The organism is Streptomyces sp. NPDC048481, assembly GCF_043200075.1.
In the GTDB taxonomy this organism is placed as follows: domain Bacteria; phylum Actinomycetota; class Actinomycetes; order Streptomycetales; family Streptomycetaceae; genus Streptomyces.
In genome coordinates, this window is the sequence record NZ_JBICXC010000004.1 from 1 (window position 1) to 25,470 (window position 25,470).

Annotated in this window: 20 protein-coding genes; 17 read left to right on the forward strand and 3 right to left on the reverse strand. The window is 73.2% G+C overall.

The genetic code is table 11. From position 1 onward, the window contains the following. The 6 genes from ACGFSH_RS14080 to ACGFSH_RS14105 all read left to right on the forward strand — a co-directional run. Positions 1-241, forward strand: a 241-nt coding sequence (locus ACGFSH_RS14080; RefSeq protein WP_256912555.1) for an alpha-glucosidase C-terminal domain-containing protein, incomplete at its 5' end; no start/stop codon positions are given. A gap of 28 nt (positions 242-269) precedes the next feature. After that, on the forward strand, positions 270-1,631 hold the full coding sequence (locus tag ACGFSH_RS14085; RefSeq protein WP_393348158.1) for a maltokinase: 1,362 nt from the start codon (positions 270-272) through the stop codon (positions 1,629-1,631). A gap of 5 nt (positions 1,632-1,636) precedes the next feature. Beyond that, positions 1,637-3,841: a 1,4-alpha-glucan branching enzyme gene (gene glgB / locus ACGFSH_RS14090; RefSeq protein ID WP_393348160.1), complete on the forward strand. Its 2,205-nt coding sequence runs from the start codon at positions 1,637-1,639 to the stop codon at positions 3,839-3,841. A 57-nt stretch (positions 3,842-3,898) separates the two neighbouring features. Further along, entirely contained in the window at positions 3,899-4,987 is a 1,089-nt protein-coding gene (locus ACGFSH_RS14095; RefSeq protein WP_393348162.1) for a glutamate--cysteine ligase, read from the forward strand. 144 nt (positions 4,988-5,131) lie between these two features. Then, complete coding sequence (locus ACGFSH_RS14100) at positions 5,132-7,033, forward strand: AMP-dependent synthetase/ligase (protein ID WP_393348164.1); 1,902 nt, start codon at positions 5,132-5,134, stop codon at positions 7,031-7,033. A 235-nt stretch (positions 7,034-7,268) separates the two neighbouring features. Next, positions 7,269-7,715 (forward strand): ATP-binding protein, encoded by a 447-nt coding sequence (locus ACGFSH_RS14105; RefSeq protein WP_393348165.1) that lies wholly within the window; start codon positions 7,269-7,271, stop codon positions 7,713-7,715. 46 nt (positions 7,716-7,761) lie between these two features. On the opposite strand, the gene ACGFSH_RS14110 is transcribed toward ACGFSH_RS14105, so the two are convergent. Then, positions 7,762-8,208 (reverse strand): ATP-binding protein, encoded by a 447-nt coding sequence (locus ACGFSH_RS14110; RefSeq protein WP_393348167.1) that lies wholly within the window; start codon positions 8,206-8,208, stop codon positions 7,762-7,764. Next, positions 8,205-8,576: a PRC-barrel domain containing protein gene (locus ACGFSH_RS14115; RefSeq protein WP_393348169.1), complete on the reverse strand. Its 372-nt coding sequence runs from the start codon at positions 8,574-8,576 to the stop codon at positions 8,205-8,207. Before ACGFSH_RS14115 ends, ACGFSH_RS14110 begins: the two co-directional genes overlap by 4 nt. A 182-nt stretch (positions 8,577-8,758) precedes the next feature. On the opposite strand from ACGFSH_RS14115, the gene ACGFSH_RS14120 reads away from it, so the two are divergent. From ACGFSH_RS14120 to ACGFSH_RS14135, 4 genes are all read left to right on the forward strand, one after another. Further along, positions 8,759-9,244 carry a hypothetical protein gene (locus ACGFSH_RS14120; RefSeq protein ID WP_393348171.1) on the forward strand — a complete coding sequence of 162 codons (486 nt, stop codon included), beginning with the start codon at positions 8,759-8,761 and terminating at the stop codon, positions 9,242-9,244. Between the two features lie 347 nt (positions 9,245-9,591). Then, on the forward strand, positions 9,592-13,872 hold the full coding sequence (locus ACGFSH_RS14125; protein ID WP_393348173.1) for a HAMP domain-containing protein: 4,281 nt from the start codon (positions 9,592-9,594) through the stop codon (positions 13,870-13,872). A gap of 172 nt (positions 13,873-14,044) precedes the next feature. Continuing rightward, positions 14,045-16,417, forward strand: coding sequence for a SpoIIE family protein phosphatase (locus ACGFSH_RS14130; protein ID WP_393349137.1), 2,373 nt, complete (start codon positions 14,045-14,047; stop codon positions 16,415-16,417). Between the two features lie 233 nt (positions 16,418-16,650). Then, entirely contained in the window at positions 16,651-17,037 is a 387-nt protein-coding gene (locus ACGFSH_RS14135) for an STAS domain-containing protein (protein WP_393348175.1), read from the forward strand. Between the two features lie 218 nt (positions 17,038-17,255). On the opposite strand, the gene ACGFSH_RS14140 is transcribed toward ACGFSH_RS14135, so the two are convergent. After that, entirely contained in the window at positions 17,256-17,687 is a 432-nt protein-coding gene (locus ACGFSH_RS14140; RefSeq protein ID WP_393348177.1) for a MarR family winged helix-turn-helix transcriptional regulator, read from the reverse strand. Positions 17,688-17,804: 117 nt separating this feature from the next. On the opposite strand from ACGFSH_RS14140, the gene ACGFSH_RS14145 reads away from it, so the two are divergent. The 7 genes from ACGFSH_RS14145 (at position 17,805) to ACGFSH_RS14175 (ending at position 25,435) form a co-directional block, all read left to right on the forward strand. Further along, positions 17,805-19,091: a PP2C family protein-serine/threonine phosphatase gene (locus tag ACGFSH_RS14145; protein WP_393348179.1), complete on the forward strand. Its 1,287-nt coding sequence runs from the start codon at positions 17,805-17,807 to the stop codon at positions 19,089-19,091. Positions 19,092-19,096: 5 nt separating this feature from the next. Next, a complete protein-coding gene (locus tag ACGFSH_RS14150; RefSeq protein WP_393348181.1) occupies positions 19,097-20,002 on the forward strand; it encodes an STAS domain-containing protein in 906 nt (301 codons plus the stop codon). Next, on the forward strand, positions 19,999-20,406 hold the full coding sequence (locus tag ACGFSH_RS14155) for an STAS domain-containing protein (protein WP_393348184.1): 408 nt from the start codon (positions 19,999-20,001) through the stop codon (positions 20,404-20,406). The genes ACGFSH_RS14150 and ACGFSH_RS14155 overlap by 4 nt, the downstream gene beginning before the upstream one ends. Next, on the forward strand, positions 20,403-20,852 hold the full coding sequence (locus ACGFSH_RS14160) for an anti-sigma regulatory factor (protein ID WP_393348186.1): 450 nt from the start codon (positions 20,403-20,405) through the stop codon (positions 20,850-20,852). Before ACGFSH_RS14155 ends, ACGFSH_RS14160 begins: the two co-directional genes overlap by 4 nt. Next, entirely contained in the window at positions 20,849-21,952 is a 1,104-nt protein-coding gene (locus ACGFSH_RS14165) for a SpoIIE family protein phosphatase (RefSeq protein ID WP_393348188.1), read from the forward strand. Before ACGFSH_RS14160 ends, ACGFSH_RS14165 begins: the two co-directional genes overlap by 4 nt. Then, the gene (locus tag ACGFSH_RS14170) at positions 21,949-23,754 is read left to right on the forward strand and encodes a PP2C family protein-serine/threonine phosphatase (protein ID WP_393348190.1); all 1,806 of its coding nucleotides are present in this window, start codon (positions 21,949-21,951) and stop codon (positions 23,752-23,754) included. The genes ACGFSH_RS14165 and ACGFSH_RS14170 overlap by 4 nt, the downstream gene beginning before the upstream one ends. Positions 23,755-24,040: 286 nt before the next feature. Then, complete coding sequence (locus ACGFSH_RS14175; protein WP_393348192.1) at positions 24,041-25,435, forward strand: NAD(P)/FAD-dependent oxidoreductase; 1,395 nt, start codon at positions 24,041-24,043, stop codon at positions 25,433-25,435. Positions 25,436-25,470: the final 35 nt, after the last annotated feature.

A 25,470-nucleotide genomic window follows, 5' to 3' on the forward strand; every position in this document is an offset into this window, starting at 1 on the left:
CCTCGCCTTCCTGCGCGAACACGAGGACGACCTGGTGCTGTGCGTGCACAACTTCTCACGCTTCGCACAGCCCACCGAACTCGACCTCAGCCGCTACGACGGCCGCCATCCCGTCGAGCTGTTCGGCGGAGTCCGCTTTCCCGCCATCGGTGAACTGCCCTACCTGCTCACCCTCGCGGGCCACGGCTTCTACTGGTTCCGGCTCACCAGAGCCGCGTCCCGGATCGGTCGCCGCCAGTGAGCGTGCGCCGCGGAAAGGATGGGTCACCGTGACGAGGACCGCACCCCTGCGACCGGGCAGCGCCGACGCCGTCCGCACCGCCGGACCGCTCGCCGCGCTGCTGTGCGAGTGGCTGCCCCGGCAGCGCTGGTTCGCCGGCAAGGACCGGCCGCTCACCGATCTGCGCATGCTGTCGATGACCGAGCTGTATCCGGGCTGTCTGCACCTGCTCGTGCACGCCGACCAGTCGGGGGTCCCGACCCCCGGCGGCACTCCCCCGGCCGGCGACTGCTACCAGCTGCTGCTGGGCCTCCAGGAGCATCTGTCGCCGCGGCTGGGGCGTGCGCTGATCGGCAGGGTCGAGGAAGGGCCGCTGGCGGGGCTGACGGTCCACGACGCGTTGCAGGACCCCCGGTCGGCCCAGCTGCTGCTGGAGCGGATGCGTCATCCCGGCGCCCTGGGCCCGCTGTGCTTCGAGTCGGACCCGTCCGTGTCGCTGCCCCCGGGGCTCGCGCCGCGTCTGCTGGAGGCCGAGCAGTCCAACACCTCGCTGGTGTACGGGGACGCGTTCATCCTGAAGATCTTCCGGCGCGTCCAGCCCGGGGTGAACCCCGATCTGGAGGTGCCGGTCGCGCTGGCCGGGCAGGGGTGCGGGCGGGTGCCCGCACCCGTCGCCTGGTTCCGCACGACGCATCCGCAGGAGGCCACCCTCGGCGTGCTCCAGCCGTTCCTGCCCGACGCCTCGGACGGCTGGACGCTGGCGCTGCGGGCCCTTGCCCGGGGCGAGGACTTCACGGCCGAGGCCGAGGAACTGGGCCGGGCCACCGCGGACGTCCACCTGGCGCTGGCCGCGGCGCTGCCGGCCGGGCCGGACGCCGAGGACGGACGCACCGCCGCGGCGATGACCGAGCGGCTGGAGGCGGCCGCGCACCACGTGCCGGCGCTGCGGCCGTTCGTTCCGGGGCTGACCACCGCGTTCGGCGCGCTCGCCGTGTGCGACTCCGGTCCGCCCGCCCAGCGCATCCACGGCGACCTGCATCTGGGCCAGGTCCTGCGCGCCGGGCGCGACTGGTTCGTCATCGACTTCGAGGGCGAGCCGTCGCGTCCGCTGGCCGAGCGGCGCAGCGCCCACTCCCCTGTCCGGGACATCGCCGGGATGCTGCGCTCCTTCGACTACGCCGCCCGCCAGCGCCGCCCGTGGCGGCCGGAGTGGGCACGGCGTTGCCGGGAGGCCTACTGCGCGGGCTACGCGGCCCGCGCGGGCTGGGACCCCCGGAAGAAACATGCCCTGTTGCGTGCCTACGAGACCGACCGAGCCGTGTACGAAGTGCTGTACGAGGCCCGTAACCGTCCCGACTGGCTGCCCGTACCCATGGCGGCGATCGAACGACTCGCCGTCCGAGGAGGCTGACCCCCGTGGCCCTGCGTGACACTTCTCCGCCCGAGTCGGCCGGCCCCCGCCCGCGCACGGCGCCCGCGCTCGGTCCGGCCGATCGCGGCCGTCTGCTGTCGGGCGCCCATCACGATCCGCACGCGCTGCTGGGCGCGCACCCGGTGCCGGGCGGTGTGCTGTTCCGGGCCCTGCGGCCCTTCGCGGACGCCGTGAGCGTGGTGATCGACGGCGTCGCCACGCCGCTCGTCTCCGAGGGCGACGGTCTGTTCGCCGCCGTGCTGCCGCTGGCCGGGACGCCCGCGTACACGCTGCTGGTGTCGTACGACGGCGTCGAGCAGAAGGTGGACGACCCGTACCGCTTTCTGCCCGCCCTCGGCGATCTCGATCTGCATCTGATCCGTGAGGGCCGGCACGAGGAGCTGTGGAAGGCGCTGGGCGCGGAGCCGATGGCGCACCAGGGGGTGGCCGGCACCCGGTTCACGGTGTGGGCGCCGAACGCGCAGGGGGTGCGGGTCGCGGGGGACTTCTGCTTCTGGGACGGGACCGCCTTCCCGATGCGCTCACTGGGCGCCAGCGGGGTGTGGGAGCTGTTCCTGCCCGGGATCGGCGAGGGCGCCCGCTACAAGTTCGAGATCACCTCCCGGTACGGGCACCGCTTCCTCAAGGCGGACCCGATGGCCCGGCGCTGCGAGGTACCGCCGGACACCGCGTCGATCGTGCACGCCTCGCACTACGAGTGGGCGGACCAGGAGTGGATGGCGCACCGGGGCGACGTCCCCGTGCACGTGGCGCCGTTCTCGGTCTACGAGGTCCATCTCCCTTCCTGGCGACCGGGACTGACCTACCGTCAGTTGGCCGAGGTGCTTCCCGCGTACGTCGGCGACCTCGGGTTCACCCATGTGGAGTTCATGCCGGTCGCGCAGCACCCGTTCTCCGGCTCCTGGGGCTACCAGGTCACCGGGTTCTACGCGCCGGCCTCCCGGCTCGGCACGCCGGACGACTTCAAGTACCTGGTGGACGCGCTGCACCGGGCCGGCATCGGCGTGATCGTGGACTGGGTGCCGGCGCACTTCCCCAAGGACGACTGGGCGCTGGGACGCTTCGACGGGGACCCGCTGTACGAACCCGGTGACTCCCGGCGGGCCGAGCACCCGGACTGGGGCACCTTCGAGTTCGACTTCGCACGCGTGGAGGTGCGCAACTTCCTGGTGGCCAACGCCACGTACTGGTGCGAGGAGTTCCATGTCGACGGGCTGCGGGTGGACGCCGTCGCCTCGATGCTCTACCTCGACTACTCGCGGGACTCCGGTCAGTGGGCGCCGAACGTGTTCGGCGGCCGGGAGGACCTGGACGCGATGGCGTTCCTCCAGGAGATGAACGCGACGGTGTACCGCCGCAGTCCGGGCGTCGTCACCATCGCGGAGGAGTCGACCGCCTGGGAGGGCGTCACCCGGCCGACCGACAGCGGCGGGCTGGGGTTCGGGCTGAAGTGGAACATGGGCTGGATGCACGACTCTCTGCAGTACATCGCCAAGGAGCCGGTGCACCGCAAGTACCACCACAACGAGATGACGTTCTCGATGGTGTACGCGTACAGCGAGAACTACGTGCTGCCCATCTCCCACGACGAGGTGGTGCACGGCAAGCAGGCGCTGGTCTCCAAGATGCCCGGCGACTGGTGGCAGCGGCGCGCCAACCACCGCGCCTATCTGGGCTTCATGTGGGCCCACCCCGGCAAGCAGCTCCTGTTCATGGGGCAGGAGTTCGCGCAGGGCGCGGAGTGGTCGGAGGAGCACGGGCCGGAGTGGTGGCTGCTCGACCCGGGTTACGCCTCCTCGGGCGATCACCGGGGTGTGCAGGACCTGGTGCGCGATCTGAACGCCGTCTACCGGTCGACCCCGGCGCTGTGGGAACGGGACACGGACCCGGCCGGTTTCCGCTGGGTGCTGGGCGACGCGGCGGACGACAACGTCTTCGCGTTCCTGCGGCACGACGCCCAGGGCGCTCCGCTGCTCGCCGTCAGCAACTTCTCGCCGGTCGTGCGGCACGACTACCGGCTCGCCGTCCCCGGTGACGTCCCGGCCTGGCGCGAGGTGCTCAACACCGACGCCGCACGGTACGGCGGCAGCGGTGTCGGCGGGACCGGTCCGGTGGCGGCCGTCGAGGGCGGGCTCGGGCTGACGCTGCCGCCGCTGGCCACGGTGTGGCTGGCCCCCTCGCCCGCTTGAACACCGGCGGACGGGGCAGTCGGGTGCGTACCACCCACCACAGGAAGGTCACCTCGCGTGCGCACCGTCGGAGTGGAGGAGGAACTCCTCCTGGTCGACCCCGAGACCGGGGAGCCGCAGTCCCTGTCCGCCGCCGTCCTCGCCCGCGCCTCCCGGTGCGATGAGGAGGACGACGTCTTCGAGAAGGAACTGCACAGCCAGATGCTCGAGTTCGGCACCCATCCGCAGTCGGGCATGGACGAGCTGGCCGCGGAGATCGTGCGCATCCGCGGGGAGGCGGCGCGGCACGCCCGGGAGGCCGGGTGCGCCGTCGCCGCGCTCGCCGCGTCGCCGCTTCCGGTGCGTCCCGCGATCAGCATGAACCGGCGCTACCAGTGGATGGCGGAGCAGTACGGGATCGCCACGCGTGAGCAGATGGTGTGCGGCTGCCATGTGCACGTGTCCGTGGATTCGGACGACGAGGGCGTGGCCGTGGTCGACCGCATCCGGCCGTGGCTGCCGGTGCTGATCGCGCTGAGCGGCAACTCGCCCTTCTGGCAGGGGCGGGAGACCGACTACGCCAGTTACCGCAGCCGGGTGTGGCAGCGCTGGCCGTCGGCGGGGCCGACCGAGCTGTTCGGCTCGGCCGAGCGCTACCACCGGCGGGTGGCGGACATGGTGGACACGGGCACGATCCTCGACGAGGGCATGGTCTACTTCGACGCCCGGCTCTCGGCGCGCTATCCCACGGTGGAGGTGCGGGTGGCGGACGTCTGCCTGCACGCGGACACCGCGGTGCTGGTCGCCACGCTGGTGCGCGGGCTCGTCGAGACGGCCTCCCGGGAGTGGCGGTCGGGACGCGATGCCCTCGACCACAGTGTGAGCCTGCTGCGGCTGGCCAACTGGCAGGCGGCCCGTACCGGACTCGACAAGGACCTGCTGCACCCCGTGACCATGCGGCGCGCGCCCGCCGAGACGGTCGTGCGGGCCCTGCTGGAACACGTGGAGGACGCGCTGTCGGACACCGGTGACCTGGAGCGGGCCCGGACCTCGTGCGCCGGCCTGCTGCGGCACGGCAGCGGGGCTCGGATCCAGCGCGAGGTGTGGGAGCGCACCGGCAGTCTGCGCGAGGTCGTGGCCGCCTGCGTCGAGCACACCCAGGCCTGAGGCGCCCGGCCTCGGGGCGAGATCATCAAGGCGGATTACTTATTCGTTCCTGGCCACAAGTGGTCTTACCTGGGCTACATTCGACCACCGTCGATGACAGTCCTCGTCGGCGGAGTCACAGCCCGTACACGTCAGGAGCAGCGCATGCGCGACTTCGCCCTCGCTCCCCCAGCCGCCTCGCCCCTGACCGGAGGGCTCGCCGACAGCGTTTTCGAGACAGCCGCGCGCACCCCCGCGCTGCCGGTGCTCGCCCGGCGCGCGGCAGGGGCGGGTGGCTGGGAAGAGGTCACCGCCGTCGAGCTGCGCGACGAAGTCGTCGATCTCGCCAAGGGGTTCGTGGCGTCCGGCATCTCGCCGGGGCACCGCGTCGCCGTCATGGCGCGCACCCGGTACGAGTGGACGGTGCTGTGTCATGCGCTGTGGGCGGTGGGCGCGGAGGTGGTGCCCGTCTATCCGACGTCCTCGCGCGAGCAGGTCGAGTGGATCCTGCGGGACGCCCGCTGCGTCGGAGTGGTCGTCGAGGACGAACAGAGCGTCATGACCGTGGGATCGGTGTGCGCGGCGCTGCCGTCGCTGCGGCACGTATGGCAGTTGGACGCGGGAGCCCTCGAACAGCTCACGCAGCGCGGCGAGTCGGTCGCGCTGACCACGGTGAACTCGCTGCGCCGGATCGTGCTGCCGGACTCCACGGCGGTGATCGCCTACACCTCCGGCACCTCCGGGCGGCAGCTGGGCTGTGCGCTGAGCCACCGCAGTCTGGCCAGTCCGTGCGACACGCTCCTCGCCGGCTGGGGGCACACGGCGGCGCCCGCGGGCGAGCAGGCGAGCGTCCTCGCCTTCCTGCCGTTCTCCCATGTCTACGGGCTGATGATCCAGGGCCTGTGCCTACGCGGGGGCATCCTCATGGGCCACGAGCCGGACCTCGCCGCCGAGTCGCTCACGGAGTCGCTGCGCACCTTCCGTCCCACGTATCTCTATGCGGTCCCCTCGGTGTTCGAGAAGATCTACAAGAACTTCCTGCGGGTGGCCCAGGAGGCGGGCCGCGGCACGCTGTTCGAGCGGGCGGCGGAGACGGCCCGGGTGTTCGCGGCGGCCGTCGAGCGGCAGCGCCTGGGCCGCGGCTCGGGTCCGGGGCTCGATCTGCGGCTCCAGCACGCCGTGTTCGAGCGGACGGTGTACCGCAGGCTCCGGGCCGCGCTCGGCGGCCGGGTCCACCGCGCGACTTCCGGGGGTTCGCCCCTGCACCGCGACCTGTCCCTCTTCTACGAGGGCATCGGCATCTACGTGCACGACGGGTACGGCCTGACCGAGACCGGCGGCGGGATCACGATGCAGCCGCTCGGCCGGGAGAAGTCGGGCACCGTCGGGCAGCCCCTGCCGGGCACGGACGTGCGGGTGGCGAGCGACGGGGAGATCCTGGTGCGCGGCCCGTCGGTCTTCCAGGGCTACGTCAACGACGAGGCGGCGACGCGGGCGGCCCTGTCGGGGGGCTGGCTGGCCACGGGTGACCTCGGGTACCTGGACTCCGACGGCTATCTCACCATCACCGGCCGCAAGAAGGACGTCATCATCACCAGCGGCGGCAAGAGCGTGGCGCCGACCGCGCTGGAACAGCGGCTGAGGATGCATCCGCTCGTCCATCAGGCGGTGGTGGTGGGCGACAACCGGCCCTGCGTGGGGGCCCTGATCACCCTGGACCCCGACTTCCTGGCGCACTGGCGCGGCAGCCTGACGCTGCACGGCGACAAGCAGAGCCGGGAGGCACGGGAGGAGAACGCGCTGCGGGAGGAGATCGGGCGGGCGGTGGCCGCCGCCAACAGCGCGGTGTCCCGTTCCGAGTCGATCCGGGCGTTCCGCATCCTGCCGCAGCCCTTCGACCAGGCCAACGGGCTGCTCACCCCCTCGATGAAGCTGCGCCGCGACTCGATCGTGACGCATTACGCGGCGGAGATCGAGGCGATGTACCAGGCCCGTGCGCGGCTGCCCCGGCAGGGGCCCCAGGAAGAGGTCCTCAGCTGGGACGACGCGGACGACGTGTTCCGCTGAGCCGGCCCGGGCCGGCCGGGCGCCCACGGACGCGCGGTGGCCGTGCGGTGACGGACGGTCCGGATCGGCGCGGCGCGTCCGTGAGGGGCCGTCGCACCCGGCCCGGCCGGGGCACAGGCCGCGACGAGAGGGACGCGTAGCCTGGGCAGCCCCGGGAACCCAGCAAGGGGCGAAGCCACAGCGAGTCGCACGAGAAAGGACGACGGTCCCGGCCCAAGCGGGACCGCACACTGACATGGCAACCGAGCCGCGGGGTAACGAAGCAGTGTCCTCCTGGGCGATTCCGAGCCGAACGGCCCGTTTTGCGGGCGAACCGCATGACGTGACGGGCGCACGGCTGACCACCGAGGAGTTCCTCCACGAACTGGCTCGGGCGTCGCCGCCGACGGCGCCGGAGTGCTGGCACGACATCGTGCTGATCGTGACGGAGCTGGCCGCCAACGCGGTCCAGTACGCTCCGGGGCCGTTCGAGCTGCAGCTGCGGCGCACGTTCGACGGGGTACACGTCACGGTGCATGACACCAACAGCACTCCGCCGACCCCGCGTCCCTTCCACCCCGACAGCGGCGGCGGGGGCATCGGCTGGTATCTGGTGCACACGCTGTGCAGCCAGGTCAGCGTGGTGACGGCGGACGAGGGCCAGGAGCCGGGCAAGGACGTCCACGTCTTCCTGCCCTGGTGAGCCGCATGGCCGGAGCGCGGCGCGACGGGCGTGCCGGGCGCGCTCCTCAGAGCGGGCGGCCGGCCTCGCGGACCGGCAGGAACACGCTGATCGTCTTCCCGCCCGCGGAACGCTTCTCGATGTCGATGTCCCGGGCCAGACGCACCACCAGCGGCCAGCCGTAGCCGCCCGCACGGTGCGTGACGGGCGGGGAGCCGGGACCGAACGCCGCGACCGGCAGGGCGTCGCTGTGGTCACGGACGGCGACGCGGACCCCGCCCGCCACGGGAGCCGCCTCGAAGCCGGCCAGTCCGCCGCCGTGCCGGAGGGCGTTGCTCACCAGCTCCGACACGACCAGCAGCAGGTCGATCACGTCCTCCTCGCGCGCCGGGCGCGTCGCGGGGTCCCATCGGGAGTGGACGACCGCGCGGGCATGTGCCCGGGCGGACGCCGCGGTCGTCACCTGCGTCGCGGGCGCGGGCGTCCGCACGGTCGCGGACTCCTGCTCCCTCATGGCGACGACGTCCCCCGCGGGGCCGGCCGGCCGTAGTGCTCGCCGACGGCGGTGAGGTAGGCCGGGTCGCTCGTCTCGCTGTCGGTGCGGAAGCGGGGCGCCTCCTTCACCTCGTCCGCGGTGCAGGCCAAAGAGACCTCGCGGGCCTCGTGGTCGACGCCCGCGACCACGCCGACCGGGACGACTGCGCTCCTGCCGAACACCCAGACGCCGGTGTCGACGACGAGGTGCCGCATTCCCTGCGGGCCGGCCTCGCGTTCCACATGCCCGAGGGTTCCGTCGGCCGTCACGACGGCGTAGCCGGTGAGGTCCTGTCCCTCGACATGACCGCTGCCCTGCGCGTACGACCAGATTCCGTTGATGGTCACGCTGCTCCCTTCTCGCGTTGCACAGCTCCAACTACCCGGTCGGCGCAGCCGCATTCGGGGCGTGTCAGCCCGTTTCGGACGTCCCCGCGACGGGCAGGACGCCCGCGCGGCGTCGTCGCGCCGATCGGCTCCTGAGCGGACCGGGGATGCGAACGGGCGGTCCTGAGCACTACAACTGGAGCATGACCGTCTTCCTCTGTTCCCGGTGCGGCACCGCGATCACGCCGGACCTGGCCGAGCTGGCCGCCGTTCCGGGCGGCCCGGACGGCGACCTCGACCGGGACGAGAAGACGCGCCGGGCGCCTTCCACCGTTCCGCGGGGCCACTACGCGATCGATCCCGAGCCCTGGGGACCTCCCTACGTCGTGCAGGACGATCAGGAGGACCCCGAGCCGGCTCAGTCGCGCGGGCCCGTGGTCTGCCGTGAAGAGGGCTACGTCATCTCGGCCGGCGCCCGGCGCACGCCGCTGCTGCACCCCGATGACGCCGGCGGCCTTCAGCCGCGGCCCGACTGGGAGAACAGCGGCGGGTGCTGCGGACCGTCGGGCAACGAGGGGCTCAACCTGGCCTGCCCCTGCGGCGCTCCGGTCGCGACCCTCGCGGCCGACTGCTTCGGGCCCTTCGAACTGCACCTCGGCCCCGTCCGCACCTACGCGGTCCCCGGGTAGGACCGCGAAGGACGCCCGGACGTGCCCGGCGGAACCGGAACCGCATCCCTCTTCGTCACCTTTTCACCCGGGACGGCGCAGGCCGCCGTCCCAGGCCTGAAATATGATCGGGTACCCCGCATCCGGCCATACATGCCTGGTGTGCACGGTCTGGAATTCCTGTGTGGACGAAGTGACGTACGGCTTTGTTTCCGTGTGCCCCGGTGGGTTAGCCTGCGGCGGATTTCTCTCATCGCACACTTCCGTGAACTGCGGAAACACTGGCGCGACATGCGGGGCCGCCCACCCGGACGGCCCGGTTCCGAGTCCCCGACCGGGGGCTCCTGGGGAGCGGAACGAGGGTACGCATGACCAGCAACGCGACCGAGTCGTTGGACACGGTTCCCGGCGACCACGAGCTCCGCCAGCTCCTGGCCGGTCTGACAGCCGTCCGGGACGGGGACTTCGGCACCCGTCTGCCCACCGACGGCGAAGGCCTCATGGGCGACATCGCCACGGTCTTCAACGGCATGGTCGACCAGCTGTCGGTCTTCACGTCCGAGGTCACCCGGGTGGCCCGGGAGGTGGGTACCGAGGGCACGCTGGGGGGCCAGGCCGAGGTGCCCGGGGTGTCCGGGACCTGGGCGGACCTCACGGACTCCGTGAACGCCATGGCCGGCAACCTGACCACGCAGGTGCGCGACATCGCGCAGGTGGCGACGGCGGTGGCCAAGGGCGACCTCTCCCAGAAGATCGACGTGCCGGCCCGTGGCGAGATCCTCCAGCTGAAGGAGACCGTCAACACGATGGTCGACCAGCTGTCCGCGTTCGCCGACGAGGTCACCCGCGTCGCCCGCGAGGTCGGCACGGAAGGGCGGCTCGGCGGCCAGGCGCAGGTTCCGGGCGTGGCGGGTGTGTGGCGCGACCTCACCGATTCGGTCAACTTCATGGCCGGAAACCTGACCAACCAGGTCCGCAACGTCGCCCAGGTGACGACGGCGGTGGCCAAGGGCGACCTCTCCCAGAAGATCACCGTCGACGCCCGCGGCGAGATCCTGGAACTCAAGAACACCATCAACACGATGGTCGACCAGCTCTCCGCCTTCGCCGACGAGGTCACCCGCGTCGCCCGCGAAGTCGGCACCGAAGGACGCCTCGGCGGCCAGGCGGACGTCAAGGGCGTCAAGGGCACCTGGCGGGACCTCACCGACTCCGTGAACTTCATGGCCGGGAACCTGACCAACCAGGTCCGCAACGTCGCCCAGGTGGCGACCGCGGTGGCCAAGGGCGACCTCTCCCAGAAGATCACCGTCGACGCCCGCGGCGAGATCCTGGAACTCAAGAACACCATCAACACGATGGTCGACCAGCTCTCCGCCTTCGCCGACGAGGTCACCCGCGTCGCCCGCGAGGTCGGCACGGCCGGCAACCTGGGCGGTCAGGCCACGGTGCGCGGGGTGTCGGGCACGTGGAAGGACCTCACCGACAACGTCAACGTGATGGCGTCGAACCTGACGGGCCAGGTGCGCTCCATCGCCCAGGTGGCCACCGCCGTGGCCCGCGGCGACCTGTCGCAGAAGATCACCGTCGAGGCCAAGGGCGAGGTCGCCGCGCTGGCCGATGTGATCAACACCATGGTGGACACGCTGTCCGCGTTCGCCGACGAGGTCACCCGCGTCGCCCGCGAGGTCGGCACCGAGGGACGCCTCGGCGGCCAGGCGCAGGTCCCGAACGTGGCCGGCACCTGGAAGGACCTCACCGACAACGTCAACTCGATGGCCAACAACCTCACCGGCCAGGTCCGCAACATCGCGCTGGTGACCACGGCCGTGGCCCGCGGCGACCTGTCGAAGAAGATCGACGTCGACGCCCGCGGCGAGATCCTCGAACTGAAGACGACCATCAACACGATGGTCGACCAGCTCTCCGCCTTCGCCGACGAGGTCACCCGCGTCGCCCGCGAGGTCGGCACCGAGGGACGCCTCGGCGGCCAGGCCGAGGTGGAGGGCGTCTCCGGCACCTGGAAGCGCCTCACGGAGAACGTGAACGAACTGGCCGGGAACCTGACCCGGCAGGTCCGCGCGATCGCCGAGGTCACCAGCGCCGTCGCGGAGGGCGACCTCACCCGGTCGATCACCGTGGTGGCGTCCGGCGAGGTCGCCGACCTCAAGGACAACATCAATTCCATGGTGGAGTCCCTGCGCGAGACCACCCGGGCCAACCAGGAACAGGACTGGCTCAAGACCAACCTGGCGCGCATCTCGGGTCTCATGCAGGGCCACCGCGACCTGCCGGTGGTCGCCGAGCTGATCATGGACGAGCTGGTGCCGCTGGTGTCGGCCCAGTTCGGCGCCTTCCACCTCGCCGAGGACGGGCCCGACGGCCCCGAGCTGCGGCTCGTGGGCGCCTACGGCTACCCCGCCGACGACACCCGCCCCACCCGCATCCCCTTCGGCCGCTCCCTCGTCGGCCAGGCCGCGCGCAGCCGCCGCACGATCACCGTCGACGAGCTGCCGCCCGGTTACGTCACCGTCTCCTCGGGCCTGGGCGAGGTCGAGCCCAGCGCCCTGCTCCTGCTGCCCATCGTCTTCGAGGGCCAGGTGCTCGGCGTGATCGAGCTGGCGTCGGTCACCGCCTTCACCCAGACGCACGTGGACTTTCTGGAGCAGCTGCGGGTGACCATCGGCGTCAACGTCAACACCATCGTGGCGAACGCGCGCACCGACGAGCTGCTCGACGAGTCGCAGCGGCTGACCGCCGAACTCCAGGCCCGCTCGGCCGAGTTGCAGTCGCAGCAGGAGGAACTTCAGCACTCCAACGCCGAACTGGAGGAGAAGGCCTCGCTGCTGGTGGCGCAGAACCGCGACATCGAGGCGAAGAACCTCCAGATCGAGCAGGCGCGCCAGGAACTGGAGGCGCGCGCCCAGCAGTTGTCGCTGGCGTCGAAGTACAAGTCGGAGTTCCTGGCGAACATGAGCCACGAGCTGCGCACCCCGCTCAACAGCCTGCTCATCCTGGCCCAGTTGCTGGCCCAGAACCCCTCGCGCAACCTCACCCCGAAGCAGGTCGAGTACGCGGGCATCATCCACTCGGCCGGCTCGGACCTGCTTCAGCTGATCAACGACATCCTGGACCTGTCGAAGGTCGAGGCCGGGAAGATGGACGTCTCGCCGGAGCGGGTCTCGCTGCGGCAGCTCATCGAGTACGTCGAGGCCACGTTCCGGCCGATGACGTCGCAGAAGAGCCTGGAGTTCACCATCGACACGGCCGCCGGCGCCCCGGCGGACCTGCTCACCGACGACTCCCGGCTGCGTCAGGTGCTGCGCAACCTGCTGTCGAACGCGGTGAAGTTCACCGAGCAGGGCCGCGTGGAGCTGCGCATCGAGCCGGCCTCCGACGAGGAGGTGCCCGGCGGTGTGGTGCGCGGCGGCACGATCGTGGCGTTCCGGGTGAAGGACACCGGCATCGGCATCCCCGAGCAGCAGCTGGAGACCATCTTCGGCGCCTTCCAGCAGGCGGACGGCACCACCAGCCGCAAGTACGGCGGCACGGGCCTGGGGCTGTCCATCACCCGGGAGATCGCGCATCTGCTGGGCGGCGCGGTGACGGTGGACAGCACGCCGGGGCGCGGCAGCACGTTCACGCTCTATCTGCCGGTGGCGCGGCGGGACTTCCAGGAGGTCATCGACGGCGGCCGGCCGGTGGAGCGGGTCGTGGGCGAACCGGCGGCGGCGATCCCCGCCGGTGTCCAGGGCGTGCCGCTGGCGGCCGGTCCTGCGGCCCGGCGTCCGCGCAGACTGCTGGTGGTGGAGGAGCGGCCCCGAGGTCTGCTGACGCTGGTGGCCGAGAGCGTCGTCGCGGACATGGCGCGCGGCCGCGAGGACGGCGCGTCGGCGGCCCCCGTCGACATCGTCACCGCGGTCGGGGCGCACGAGGCGGCGGGGGCGCTGGCCGCGGAGCCGTGCCACTGCGTCGTCCTGGAACTGGGCATGCCCGACGCGGAGGCGTCGCGGTTCCTGGAGGCCCTGCACAACGACTCGGCGCTGACCGGGGTGCCGGTGCTCGTGCACAGCGGGCACCGGGCGGACCTCGCCCAGGAGCGGAGCCTTCAGTCGCGTGCCGCGGGCAAGCCGATGGAGTTCCTCTCCAGCCTGGACGAGCTGCGCGAGCGCATCACGCTGCACCTGTCGGCCGAGCAGCCGGGCGACGTGCTGGCGCTGGTGCGGCCGGAGGAGCCGCAGCAGCCCGAGGGGCCGCCGCCGGTCGACGACGCCGTGGTGGGCCGCACGGTCCTGGTGGTCGACGACGACGCGCGCAACCTGTTCGCGCTCAGCGGCATCCTGGAGCTGCACGGCGTGCGGGTGCTGCACGCCGAGAACGGGCGCGAGGGGATCGAGACCCTGCGCAACAACCCGGACATCGCGATGGTGCTGATGGACGTGATGATGCCCGAGATGGACGGGTACACGGCCACGGCCGAGATCCGCCGCATGCCCGAGTACGCCGAGCTGCCCATCGTCGCGGTGACCGCCAAGGCGATGCCCGGCGACCGGGAGAAGAGTCTCGCCTCGGGGGCCAGCGACTACGTCACCAAGCCGGTGGACACGCACGACCTCATGGCCTGCGTACGACGCTGGCTGACCGCCTGAGGACGTCCTGCCCGCCCCGCGCCCCAGGCGTCCCCAGCCGAGGAGACCGCACACCGTGACCATTCCCGCCCAGCCCACAGAATCCGGCGACGCCCGTTCGCTGCCGGCTCCGGCCGGCGCCGCCGGCGCCGCGACCGCCACGGCGGGCCCGGCCGCGCCGGCCGGGCACGAGGTGGTGTCCGCGCAGGAGGCGGGCCTGTCGGAGGCGGACGCCGCGACTCCGGTGGGCCGGCTCGCCGCGACGGTGGACCGGCTGCGCCAGGAGGTGCGGGCGGCCCAGGCCGAGGCCGACGGGCGGGCCCTGGTCGAGCTGGCCAAGGGCATCCTCGTGGAGCGCCTGGGGTGCGGGCCGGCCGAGGCGGCGCAGCAGTTGACGGCGCTCGCCGAGCAGGCCGGCACCACCGCGCTGGAGTTCGCGGTGGACGTCATCAACCAGGCGGCCAAGGACCGCGTCTCGGAGGTGGCCGAGGCGTTCCTCGCCGCCGTGCGCGACGCGGACGATCCGGAGCAGGCGTCGACGGCGGTGCGGCTGCGGACCGCCGAGAGCGCGGCGCTGGCGGCCGCGCACGACACGCAGGCGGTGGCCGACTCGCTGCTCCAGCACGCGCTGGGCCCACTGGGCGCGGTCGCCGTGGCGATCTGGGCGGTGGGCTCCGACGGCTCGCTGACGCTGGCCGGGAGCGCGGGTTTCTCCCCCGGCGAGGCGGAGCGCTGGCGGTATGTGCCGCCGGACGTGGCCACGGTGGCGCGCAACGCCCTCACCGAGGGGGCGGCGCAGTGGATCGGTTCGCTCGAGCGGACCGGGCTGCCCACGGTGGGACGTCAGCTGCACCCCGAGGGCGGGCGGGTCGCCATGCCCGCCGCGACCGCCGGACGCGTCCAGGGGGTCCTGGAGATCGCCTGGCCGGCGCCGCTGGCCCCGCAGCCTCCGCAGGTGGTACGCCAGGTGGAGGCGCTCGCGGAGCTGTGCGCGCACACCCTCCAGTCGTACGCGTACGTGCGCGGGACCGACCAGCAGCCGGTCGTGCTGCCGGACGCGTCGGAGCTGATGGACCTCACGGACGGCCTGCACGATCCCGCCCTGGTGCTCGTGCCGCACGTCGACGGGGCGGGCAAGCTCCTGGACTTCCGCATCCAGCACGCCAACGACCGCTTCCTGGACCCGGCGGGCCGGCCGCGGGCGGTGATCAACGGCGCTCTGCTGCTGGAGGCCTATCCGATGGCGGCGGGCGGGAGCGACCTCTTCCAGCGCATCGAGCGCGTGCACGCCACGGGCGAGCCGTTCCGGGCCCGCCGGATGAGCCTGACGGCGCTGGTCGGCGAGGTGCCGCTGGCGGCGGTGGCCGATCTCAGCATCAGCCGGCACGGCACCTGCGTGCTGCTGATCTGGCGGATCGAGGACGAGGCGGCGCGGCTGGCGAGCCTGTTGCAGAACGCACAGCGGCTCGGCCGCATCGGCGGTTTCGAGGAGGACCTCCTCACCGGCGAGACGACGTGGAACGGGCAGCTGTTCGCCCTGTACGGGCGGCCGCTGTCGAGCCCTCCGGTCCGCCTGGACGAGCTGTCGGAGCACACCCACCCCGACGACTCGGTCGTCGTGGGGCGCCTGCTGCGCACCCTGCTGCACCACCGCAGGCCCGCGTCGGCCGCCTTCCGGCTCCAGCGGCCGGACGGGGTGACCCGGCACATGCGGATCGTGGCCGAGCCGGTGCTGGACACCGACGGGCGGCTGGTCGCGGTGCGCGGGGCCTACCAGGACATCTCGTCCCAGCACTGGACGGAGGTGGCGCTGGCCGCCACCCGCGACCAGCTGGCGCAGACCGAGCAACAGGCCAGTGAGCGCAGCCGGCTCGCACTCCAGCTCCAGCACGCCATCATGCCGCCCACCCGGGCCCCGCTGGAGGCGCCCGGTCTTCAGGTGGCCGTCCGCTACCGGCCGGCCGAGGAGGAGCACCTGGTGGGAGGGGACTGGTACGACGCCGTCGTACTGCCCTCCGGGCTGGTGATGCTGTGCGTGGGCGACGTCGCCGGGCACGGGATCGAGGCGGCCACCAGCATGGTGGTGCTGCGCAACGCGCTGCGCGGGCTGGCGGTGACCGGGGCGGGGCCGGGGCAGCTGCTGTCGTGGCTCAACATCGTCGCCCACCATCTGACGGGCTCCATCACGGCCACGGCGGTGTGCGGTCTGTACGACCCGTCCCGGCACACCCTGCGCTGGGCCCGGGCCGGCCATCTGCCGCCGGTGCTGGTGCGGGACACCCAGGCGGCGCCCCTGCCCCTGCTGAGGGGGATGCTGCTGGGCGCGGTGCCGGACACGGAGTACGAGGAGGAGGAGGTCCAGCTCGCCGCGGACGACACACTGCTCATGTACACGGACGGGCTGATCGAGCGGCGCGACCGGTCCGTGGAGGAGTCGCTGACGCAGCTGCTGGTACAGGCCCGCACCGTGCCGCCGACCCTGGACCAGCAGCTGGACCGGCTGCTCACCTACAGCAGGTCCGACACGGACGACGACACCTGCATCGTGGGCATCAGGCTGCGGTAGGCCCGCCGGCCGCACGGGCGCCGGCCGGCGAGGCACTGCCTCGATGCATGTCCTGGCGAATCGGGGGTATCCGGCTGGGCGCAACGACAGGCCGGGGATCGACGGGTGGAAGGGGCTGGACCGGACCATGGGGAACGTCTCCGCGCCGACCTTCGTCCCCGTCCGCCGTCCCGGCGTGTCGCTGCCGCCCGCCGGGGCAGTGCCCCCGACCGCCAGTTTTTCCGGAGGAACACGTGTCCATCGCCCAGAACCCCCTGTCCGTCGAGGTCACCCTGCCTCGTGAGGACGTCGCCCTGGTCACGGTCGCGGGCCACCTCGATCTCGACACCGCGACCGAGTTCCAGGCCCATCTGGCCAACCAGCTGCATCACGGACGACGGCACTTCCTCATCGATCTCTCCGAGGTCCCGTTCATGGACTCGTCCGGGATGAACATCATCCTGCGGGTGTACCAGGAGGCCCGGAGTCTGCCCGGCAGCGTGCATGTGATCAATCCGACGCCGGCCGTGCGCCGCGTCCTGGACCTCACGGGGGTCAGCATCACCGTGCCGATATCCGACAAGCCGGAACAGGCCCTGGAGCTGATCGACCAGCAGGCCGCCGGGTCCTCGGGGAACTGAGCGGCGGACGGCCGCCCACCGGGTTCCGGCGCCGGCCCGCCCAGGAACAGATGCCGACGTATGCCGACCAATGCCGACCAGTGCTGACGAATGCCGACGAATGCTGCCCGACAGTTGTCATTTGACAACTGTGCAGGGCAGGCAACAGAGTGAGCGGGACAGATGCGGGAGGGATCACGGATGCGCCGGTGGGCGGACCCGATCACCCGGGAACGGCGTCAGGCGGTCCGGGCGTCAGCGGCGTCGGACTCGTGGATCTGCGCGGCCGCGGTGGCGCAGAACGCCTCCAGGCCCGTCAGCAGGGCGGCGCGCTGCGCCGCCGGCATCTGCTCCAGCACGTCCTCCAGCGCCGCCTCGCGGCGCGACCTGAGGTCGTCGAGGAAGGCTCTCCCGCGGCGGCTGAGGAACAGCTCCAGCTCCCGGCGGCTGCCGGCGGACGTGCGGCGCTCGACGAAGCCGACGGCCTGGAGCCGGTCGCACAGCCTGCTGGTGGACGGCGGAGTGGAACCGAGGGAGTCGGCGAGCGTGCGCAGGTTGATGCCCTCGTGGTGTTCGAGGATGAAGAGCACCCGCAGCTGGGAGGCCGAGACCGGCGCCGTGGAGGCCCGCCCCCAGAGGACTTCCAGCAGCTCCGACGCCTGCGAGGTCACACGCGCCACCTGGTGCGGCTGCGGGCGCGGGGAGCGTGAGGAAGGGGACGTCACGGTGACACTCTCGCAGGCTTCCGCACGGCTGTCAGCCCGCCCCGGCCGCCGGGCGACGACGGGATGGGCCGCGTGAACGCACTCGTCACCGCCGCACGCGCCCTGCGCGCGGCGGCGCCGCACCGGCTGCCCGGCACGCTGCACACCGTGCTGCACGCCGGTTACGCGGCCGAGCGGACCGACCTGCGGCTGGCCGACTACGCGCAGAGGGCCCTGCTGAGCGTGGCGCCCGACGGGCGCGGCGCGCGCAACCGCCGGCCGCTGCCGCTGCACGGCAGCGCCCCGGGCCGCGCCTACGGCGCCCAGGAGCCCTTCGTGGAGGAGCTGGACGGCGGGCGCGTCCTCGCGCATCTGCCCGTGACCGTGCGCGGCGACCGGCTGGGCGTCCTGTCGGTCACGCTGCCCGGCCCGGGGCTCGGCGACGGCGGACTGGCCGAACTCGCCGCACTGGCGCGGCTCCTGGGGCACGAGATCGTCGTCGCCGAACGCGACACCGACGTCTACCGCCAAGCGCGCCGCACGGAGCGGCTGACGCTGGCGGCCGAGATGCAGTGGCAGCTGCTCCCGGCCCGCTCCTGCGCCGGCGACGGTTACGCGCTGGGCGCCCAACTGGAGCCCGCCTACGCCGTGTTCGGCGACAACTTCGACTGGGCCGCCACCGCCGACCGGCTGACGGTGTACGTCACCGGCGGCATGGGCGAGGGCATCGAGGCGTCGCTGCTGACCGGGCTCGGGGTCAACGCGCTGCGCCACGCGCGCCGGGCCGGGGCGCCGATCGCCGAGCAGGCGGCCCTCGCCGGACGGGCCGTCCACGCCCACTACGCGGGCGAGGCGCATCTGTCGGTGCTGCTGGCGGACCTCGACACGGCCACGGGACGCCTGCGGGTCGTCGACGCCGGGTCGGCGCAGCTGCTGCTCGTGCGCGACCGGATCCCGGCCCGGATCACTACCGACGCCCTTCCGCCGCTGGGCCTGGCCGAGGAGGCCGGCTACACGGCGCAGGAGTTCACGCTGCTCCCGGGCGACCGGCTGCTTTTCGTCAGCGACGGGGTGCACGCCGCCGCGTCGCCGGACGGCGAGATGTACGGCGAGCAGGCGCTCGCCCGGGCGGTGGCGTCGGCGGCCCTGCTGCCGGCGGCGGACGTGCCCGCCGCGGTGCTGCGCGAGCTCGCCGGCCACCGCGGCGGAACCGAGCCGGACGACGACGCGCTGGTCGTCTGCCTCGACTGGTCCGGACGGCGGCCCCGGTCGTCGTCCGGCGGCCCCGGAACGGACCTGTCGCCCGGCGACGGGCACAGCACGGTCCCCTCGCCACCGTCGGGACCACAGCGACACGAGGACGAGGAGTGAAGCACTTGCCGGAACACGACACGACGGCACGGAACACGGAGAACCCGGCGCCCGCCCAGGTGGTGGGTGCGTTCCTGGGCCGGCGCCGTGAGCAGATCGCCCAGCGGTGGGCCGACGAACCCCTCTTCCGCGCGGTGTTCACCGTCTCGCGGGACGAGGCGGTGGAGGCGGGCCGCGCGGTCGCCGACGCGCTCGCCCAGGTGGCCGGATCGGGCCGGGTGGAGGACACCGACGGCGCCGGCTTCACGGCGGTGCGCGAGCAGCTGGCCCGGATGGCGGCCTCCCGGGGCCGGGCCGGCCTGACCTCGGCGCAGATCTCCCGCGAGGTGGACGCCCTGCGCGTGCCCGCGGTGGACCTGCTCGTCGCCGACCTCCCGCAGGCCTCGTCCGAGCACGTCAGAGAGTGCGCGACGACCCTCACCGCGCTCATGGGGACGCTGCGGCTGGTGGTGATGGAGACGTCGCTGACGGAGGGCCAGGCCCTCATCGACCGGCAGCAGGTGCAGCTGCTGGAGGTCGCCACGCCGGTGATCCGGCTCTGGGACGGCATCGTCGCCGTCCCGCTGATCGGCACGCTGGACAGCGCCCGCAGCCAGGTCGTGATGGAGACCCTGCTGGAGTCGGTCGTCGACCAGCAGGCGCGGTTCGCGATCCTGGACATCACCGGGGTGCCGACGGTCGACTCGCTGGTGGCGCAGCACCTGATGAAGACCGTGGCGGCCGTGCGGCTGATGGGCGCGGAGTGCGTCGTCTCGGGCATCCGGCCCGCCATCGCGCAGACGATCGTCCACCTCGGCCTGGACCTGCCCGTGGTCACCCGGTCCAGCCTCGCCGACGCGCTGGCGTACGCCCTACACCGGCTGGGCGCCGACATCGTGTCCGTGTCGCCCGGCGGTGCTGGTCCCCGGTGAACGACGACCTCCTCCGCGCGGGCGGCGCGGCCCCCGTGCCGGTGCTCAGACTCGGCGACGTCCTGCTGATCACGCTGCAGGGCGATCTGCACGACGGCACCGCGGAGCAGCTGCAGCGCGACATCGCCGAGTCGATCGTCCGCAGGCGGGTGACGGGAGTCGTCATCGACATCTCCGGGGTCGAGATCATCGACTCCTACCTGGGGCGCGTGCTGGCCGAGATCGCGGCCGGCTCACGTCTGCTCGCCGCCCGGACCGTCGTGGCCGGCATGCGGCCCGCGGTGGCGATCACCCTCGTGGAGCTGGGGCTGACGCTGCCGGGACTGGGGACCGCGCTGAGCACGGAGGCCGCCCTGGAACTGCTCGCGGCGTCCGCGGACCGCCCGCACGGGGAGCCGCGGTGAGCGGGACGGCCGCGGGCGTGGACGCCCGCCTGCCGATCCGCTCCGACCTGGACCTGGTGTGGGTGCGCCAGCACGTGCGCCAGGCGGCCGCCGCGGTCGGCTTCGGCCTGGTCGAGCAGACCAAGCTGGTGACGGCCGCCAGCGAGCTGGCCCGCAACACCCTGGTGTACGGCGGGGGCGGCGAAGTGGCGACCGAGCGCGTGTCGGACGGGAGGTCGGCGCACGGGCTGCGGCTGACCTTCACCGACCGCGGGCCGGGCATCCCCGACCTCGAACAGGCGTTGAGCGACGGCTACACCTCGGGCGACGGACTGGGCCTGGGCCTGGGCGGAGCGCGCCGGCTGGTGCACGAGTTCGCCATCGACAGCGCGCCCGGCTCGGGCACCACCGTCACGGTGACCTCCTGGGCCGCCCGTCCGCCCCGGCCGCGCGAGGAGCTGCGATGACCCGGGTGTGGGACGTGCCCGTGCACGACTCGACGCGGCTGCGCGACGCGCGCGTGGCCGCGGAGTGCGCGTCGGCGCTGGCCGGTCTGGACCGGGCGCGCGCCGACGCGGCCGCCCTGGTGGCGACGGAGCTGGCGACGAACCTGCTCAAGCACGCGCACGGCGGGCAGCTCCTGGTGGAAGCCGTCTGCGGGCCGGGCGGACGGGCGGCGGGCCTCATGGTGCAGATCGCCGCCGTGGACCACGGGCCGGGCATGGCGGACGTCCCGGCGGCCCTCGGCGACGGGTTCTCCACGGCCGGCTCGCTCGGCGCCGGCCTCGGCACCTGCCGGCGGCTCGCGGAGGACTTCGACCTGCACAGCGTGCCGGGGCGAGGGACCGTCGCGATCGCCCGGTTGGGCGGTGCCGCGGCCTCCCGCGGCGGCCGCGACACGGCCGCGGACCCGAGCGGCTCCGGCCCGGCGGGCGAGGACGCCGCCGACGCGCCCCTCGGGGTGCGGGCCGGCGGCGTCAACATCCCCTTCCGGGGCGCCGAGCACTCCGGGGACGCCTGGACCTGCGTGCGGGCCGGACATCTGCTGACGCTGATGCTGGCCGACGGCCTGGGGCACGGCCCCGACGCGGCCCTCGCCTCGACCGCGGCGGCGGAGGCGGTGCGCGGCTCCGGTCATCTGCCGCCGGCCGAGCTGCTGCGCCGGCTCGACGACGCGCTGCGCGGCACCCGGGGAGCGGCGGCCGCGGTCGCTCAGCTCGACGCCCGGGCCGGACGGCTGCGCTTTTGCGGCGTCGGCAACGTGGGGGCGCGGCTGCGCGAGGGCGACTCCTGGCGGCATCTGCTGTCGCGGCCCGGCATCGTGGGCACCCACCGGCCCAGGACCCTGCCCGAGACGGAGGCGGCCTGGGGCCCGGACCGGCTCCTGGTCCTGCACAGCGACGGGCTGCCCAGCCGCTGGGCGCCGCCCGTCGATCCCCGTCTGCTCGGCGCCGACCCCGCGCTCGTCGCCGCCGTGACGGTGCGCGACGCCGGAAGTTCCGCCCGCCCGGTGCGTGACGACACCGCCGTGGCCGTCCTGTCCCCGACCCCGCCGGACCGCCCATGACGCGCACCTGGGAGATCAGCACCGTCACCGACGCCGCGCGGGCGCGGATCGCGACCGCGCGGGTGGCCGCCGCCCACGGCGTGCCGCCGCTGGAGCGCGCCCGGCTGGCCGCGGCGCTCAGCGCGCGGCTGCGCCAGTGCCTGGCCAAGGGCGGTGTCTGGCGGCTGGTCCTGGCACCCGCCGACGGGACCCTGCTGATCGAGCTGACCTCCTCCCCCGCCGACGGCGAACGCCCGTGGCTGATCAGCGTCCCCTGCCCGGAACCCGCCGCGGGCCCGGTCGGCGACTCGGTCGCGGACGACGCCCCGGTGCTCGCCGAGGCCCTGCTCGGCGCCGACGAGGACACCGCCGTGGTGCTGGACCGGCTGGTCGAGCAGGAGGAACTCGTCGCCTTCCACCGCGAGGAGCTGCACCAGACCAACCAGGGCGTCCTCGCGCTGCACGCCGAACTCGACGCCGCAGGACGCGCCCAGCGCGAGGCCTTCGCGGCGGAGCGGGCGGCGCGCCGGGAGGCGGAGGCGGCCCGGCGCAGACTGACCTTCCTGGCCGACGCGAGCGCGGCGCTGACGGCGTCCCTGAACCACGAGGAGATCGTGCGCCGGCTCCCCGAGCTGCTGGTCCCCGAGTACGCGCGCTCGCTCGACGTGTGGCTCCTCGACGCCGAGGAGGACAACGGCCCGTCCGTCCCCCGTCCGGCGGCCGCCGTGCTGGCGGCGCGCACCGGGCGGCCGCAGTACGCGGCGGCGGAGCCGGGCCGCCTGCCCGGGGTCGACGACCAGCCGCCGTCGGCGCTGCTGCCCGGCCGGCCCCTGCTGTGCGTGCCGCTGCCGGCGCGCGGCGCCACGCTGGGCGTGCTGACGCTGACCCCGCCGGGGGAACGCTGGGACCCCGACGACGCCGTGATGCTGCTGGAGCTCACCCGGCGGGCGGGCGGCGCGCTCGAGAACGCCCGGCGTTTCGAGCACAACCGGGACATCGCCGAGACGTTGCAGCGGGCCCTGCTCACCGAGCTGCCGGCCCTGCCCGGACTGCGCCTGGCGGCGCGCTATCTGCCGGCGACCTACGGGCTGAACATCGGCGGCGACTGGTACGACGCCTTCCGGCAGCCCGACGGCAGCCTCATCACCGTCATCGGCGACGTGACCGGGCACGGGCTGCACGCGGCGGTGATGATGAGCCAGCTGCGCACCGCGCTGCGCGCCTACGCCGTCGACGGCGGCACCCCGGGCGAACTGCTGACGCGGCTGCACACCTTCCTGCACCACCTCCAGCCCGATCTGTACGCCACGGCCGTGATCGCGCGCTTCCAGCCCGGCGAGCCCGAGCTGACGTGGGCGGCCGCGGGGCATCCGCCGCCCGTGCTGCGCGGGCCCGACGGGCGGGTGCGCACGCTGGACGCGAAGCCGGGGGCGATGCTCGGCATCCCGCTGCACCAGGAGATCGCCGACCACACCGTGCCGCTGGAGCCGGGATCGACGCTGGCGCTGTACACCGACGGGCTGGTGGAGCGCCGCGCGCAGGGCATAGACCCGGGGATCCAGCGCCTGTCGGCGGCGCTGGGCTCGTTCCGGACGGACGAACTCGACGCGGACCTGGACGGCTCGGCGGAGCGCATCCTGGAGCCGATGCTGAGCGACTCCGAACGCGACGACGACGTCTGCCTGCTGCTGTGCCACCTGGACGGCAGCCCCGGCGGCGGGCTCGGCGGCCCGTTCGCCGGCGGTCTCGAGGGCCTCCCGGGCGCGCCGGCCGGCCGGTTCGGCGGGAGCCGCCTCGACGGCCACCTGCCGACCGGTTCCTGAGGGAGGCTCAACCGCCCGCCTCCGCGGCCGGTTCCCGCCCCTCGCCAGGGGCCGTCGTGACCGCTCCGCGGCGGCCGTGATCGTCCCGCATGCCGGTCCGTGCGGAGGCGAGGGCGTACAAAGGGCCATCCGGGGGTACGGAGGCAGCCTCAGGAGAAACGTTCGTCTGCATGCCTCGTCCGACTGGCGCCACCGGTTCGGGCGCGGTGGTATCGATGAGGTGCGAAGGCCCGGGGGCGGGGCACGCGCATCAGGTCGGGCAGACCGCCTGGAGCCGCAGAAAGGGATGGACAACGTGACACGACCCAGGATCCTGGTAGTGGGCGCGGGCTTCGCCGGAGTGGGGTGCGTGCAGCGTCTGGAACGCGCGCTCTCCGCCGCGGAGGCCGACGTCACCTTGGTGACGCCGTTCGCCTACCAGCTCTATCTGCCGCTGCTGCCGCAGGTCGCCTCAGGGGTGCTGACGCCCCAGTCGATCGCCGTATCGCTGCGCCGCAGCAAGAAGTACCGCACGCGGATCATTCCCGGCGGCGCCATCGGCGTGGACCTCAAGTCGAAGGTCTGCGTCATCCGGACCATCACCGACGAGATCGTCAACGAGCCCTACGACTACATCGTGCTGGCTCCCGGCAGCGTCACCCGCACCTTCGACATCCCGGGGCTGACCGACCACGCCTTCGGGATGAAGACCCTCGCGGAGGCCGCGTACATCCGCGACCACGTCATCACCCAGCTCGACCTCGCCGACGCCAGCAACGACCCGGCCGAGCGGGCCTCGCGGCTCCAGTTCGTGGTCGTCGGCGGCGGTTACGCCGGCACCGAGACCGCCGCGTGCCTGCAACTGCTCACCCACAACGCCGTCAAGCGCTATCCGCGGCTGGACCCCGCCCTGATCAAGTGGCATCTGATCGACATCGCGCCGAAGCTGATGCCGGAGCTGGGCGACAAGCTGGGCCGCAGCGCGCAGGAGGTGCTGCGCAAGCGCGGCATCGACATCTCGCTGGGCGTGTCCATCGCCAAGGCGGGCCCGCAGGAGGTCACCTTCACCGACGGACGGGTGATCCCGACGCGGACGCTCATCTGGACGGCGGGCGTCGTGGCGAGCCCGCTGATCGCCACCCTGGGGGCCGAGACGGTCCGCGGGCGGCTCGCCGTGTCGGCCGAGATGAACCTGCCCGGCGAGGACGGGGTGTTCGCGCTCGGCGACGCCGCCGCCGTGCCCGACCGGGCCAAGGGCGAGGAGGGCGCCGTCTGCCCGCCGACGGCGCAGCACGCGATGCGGCAGGGCAAGGTCGTCGCCGACAACGTCATCGCCGCGCTGCGCGGGCAGCCGATGCGGCCCTACGAGCACAAGGACCTCGGTCTGGTCGTCGACCTCGGCGGCACGGACGCCGTGTCCAAGCCGCTCGGCGTGGAACTGCGCGGGCTGCCGGCGCAGGCCGTGGCCCGCGGCTACCACTGGTCGGCGCTGCGCACGGGCGTCGCCAAGGCCCGCGTCCTGACCAACTGGACTCTGAACGCGATCGCGGGCGACGATTTCGTCCGTACCGGGTTCCAGGCCCGCCGGGCGGCGAAGCTGAAGGACTTCGAGTACACCGACAGCTATCTGACGGCGGAGCAGGTGCGGGCGCAGGTGGAGCAGGCGGGCCGGACGGAGGGGAGCGGGCCGGACCCCGCCTGACACCCGCACCGCGAAGCACAGCACGGGCAAGGGAG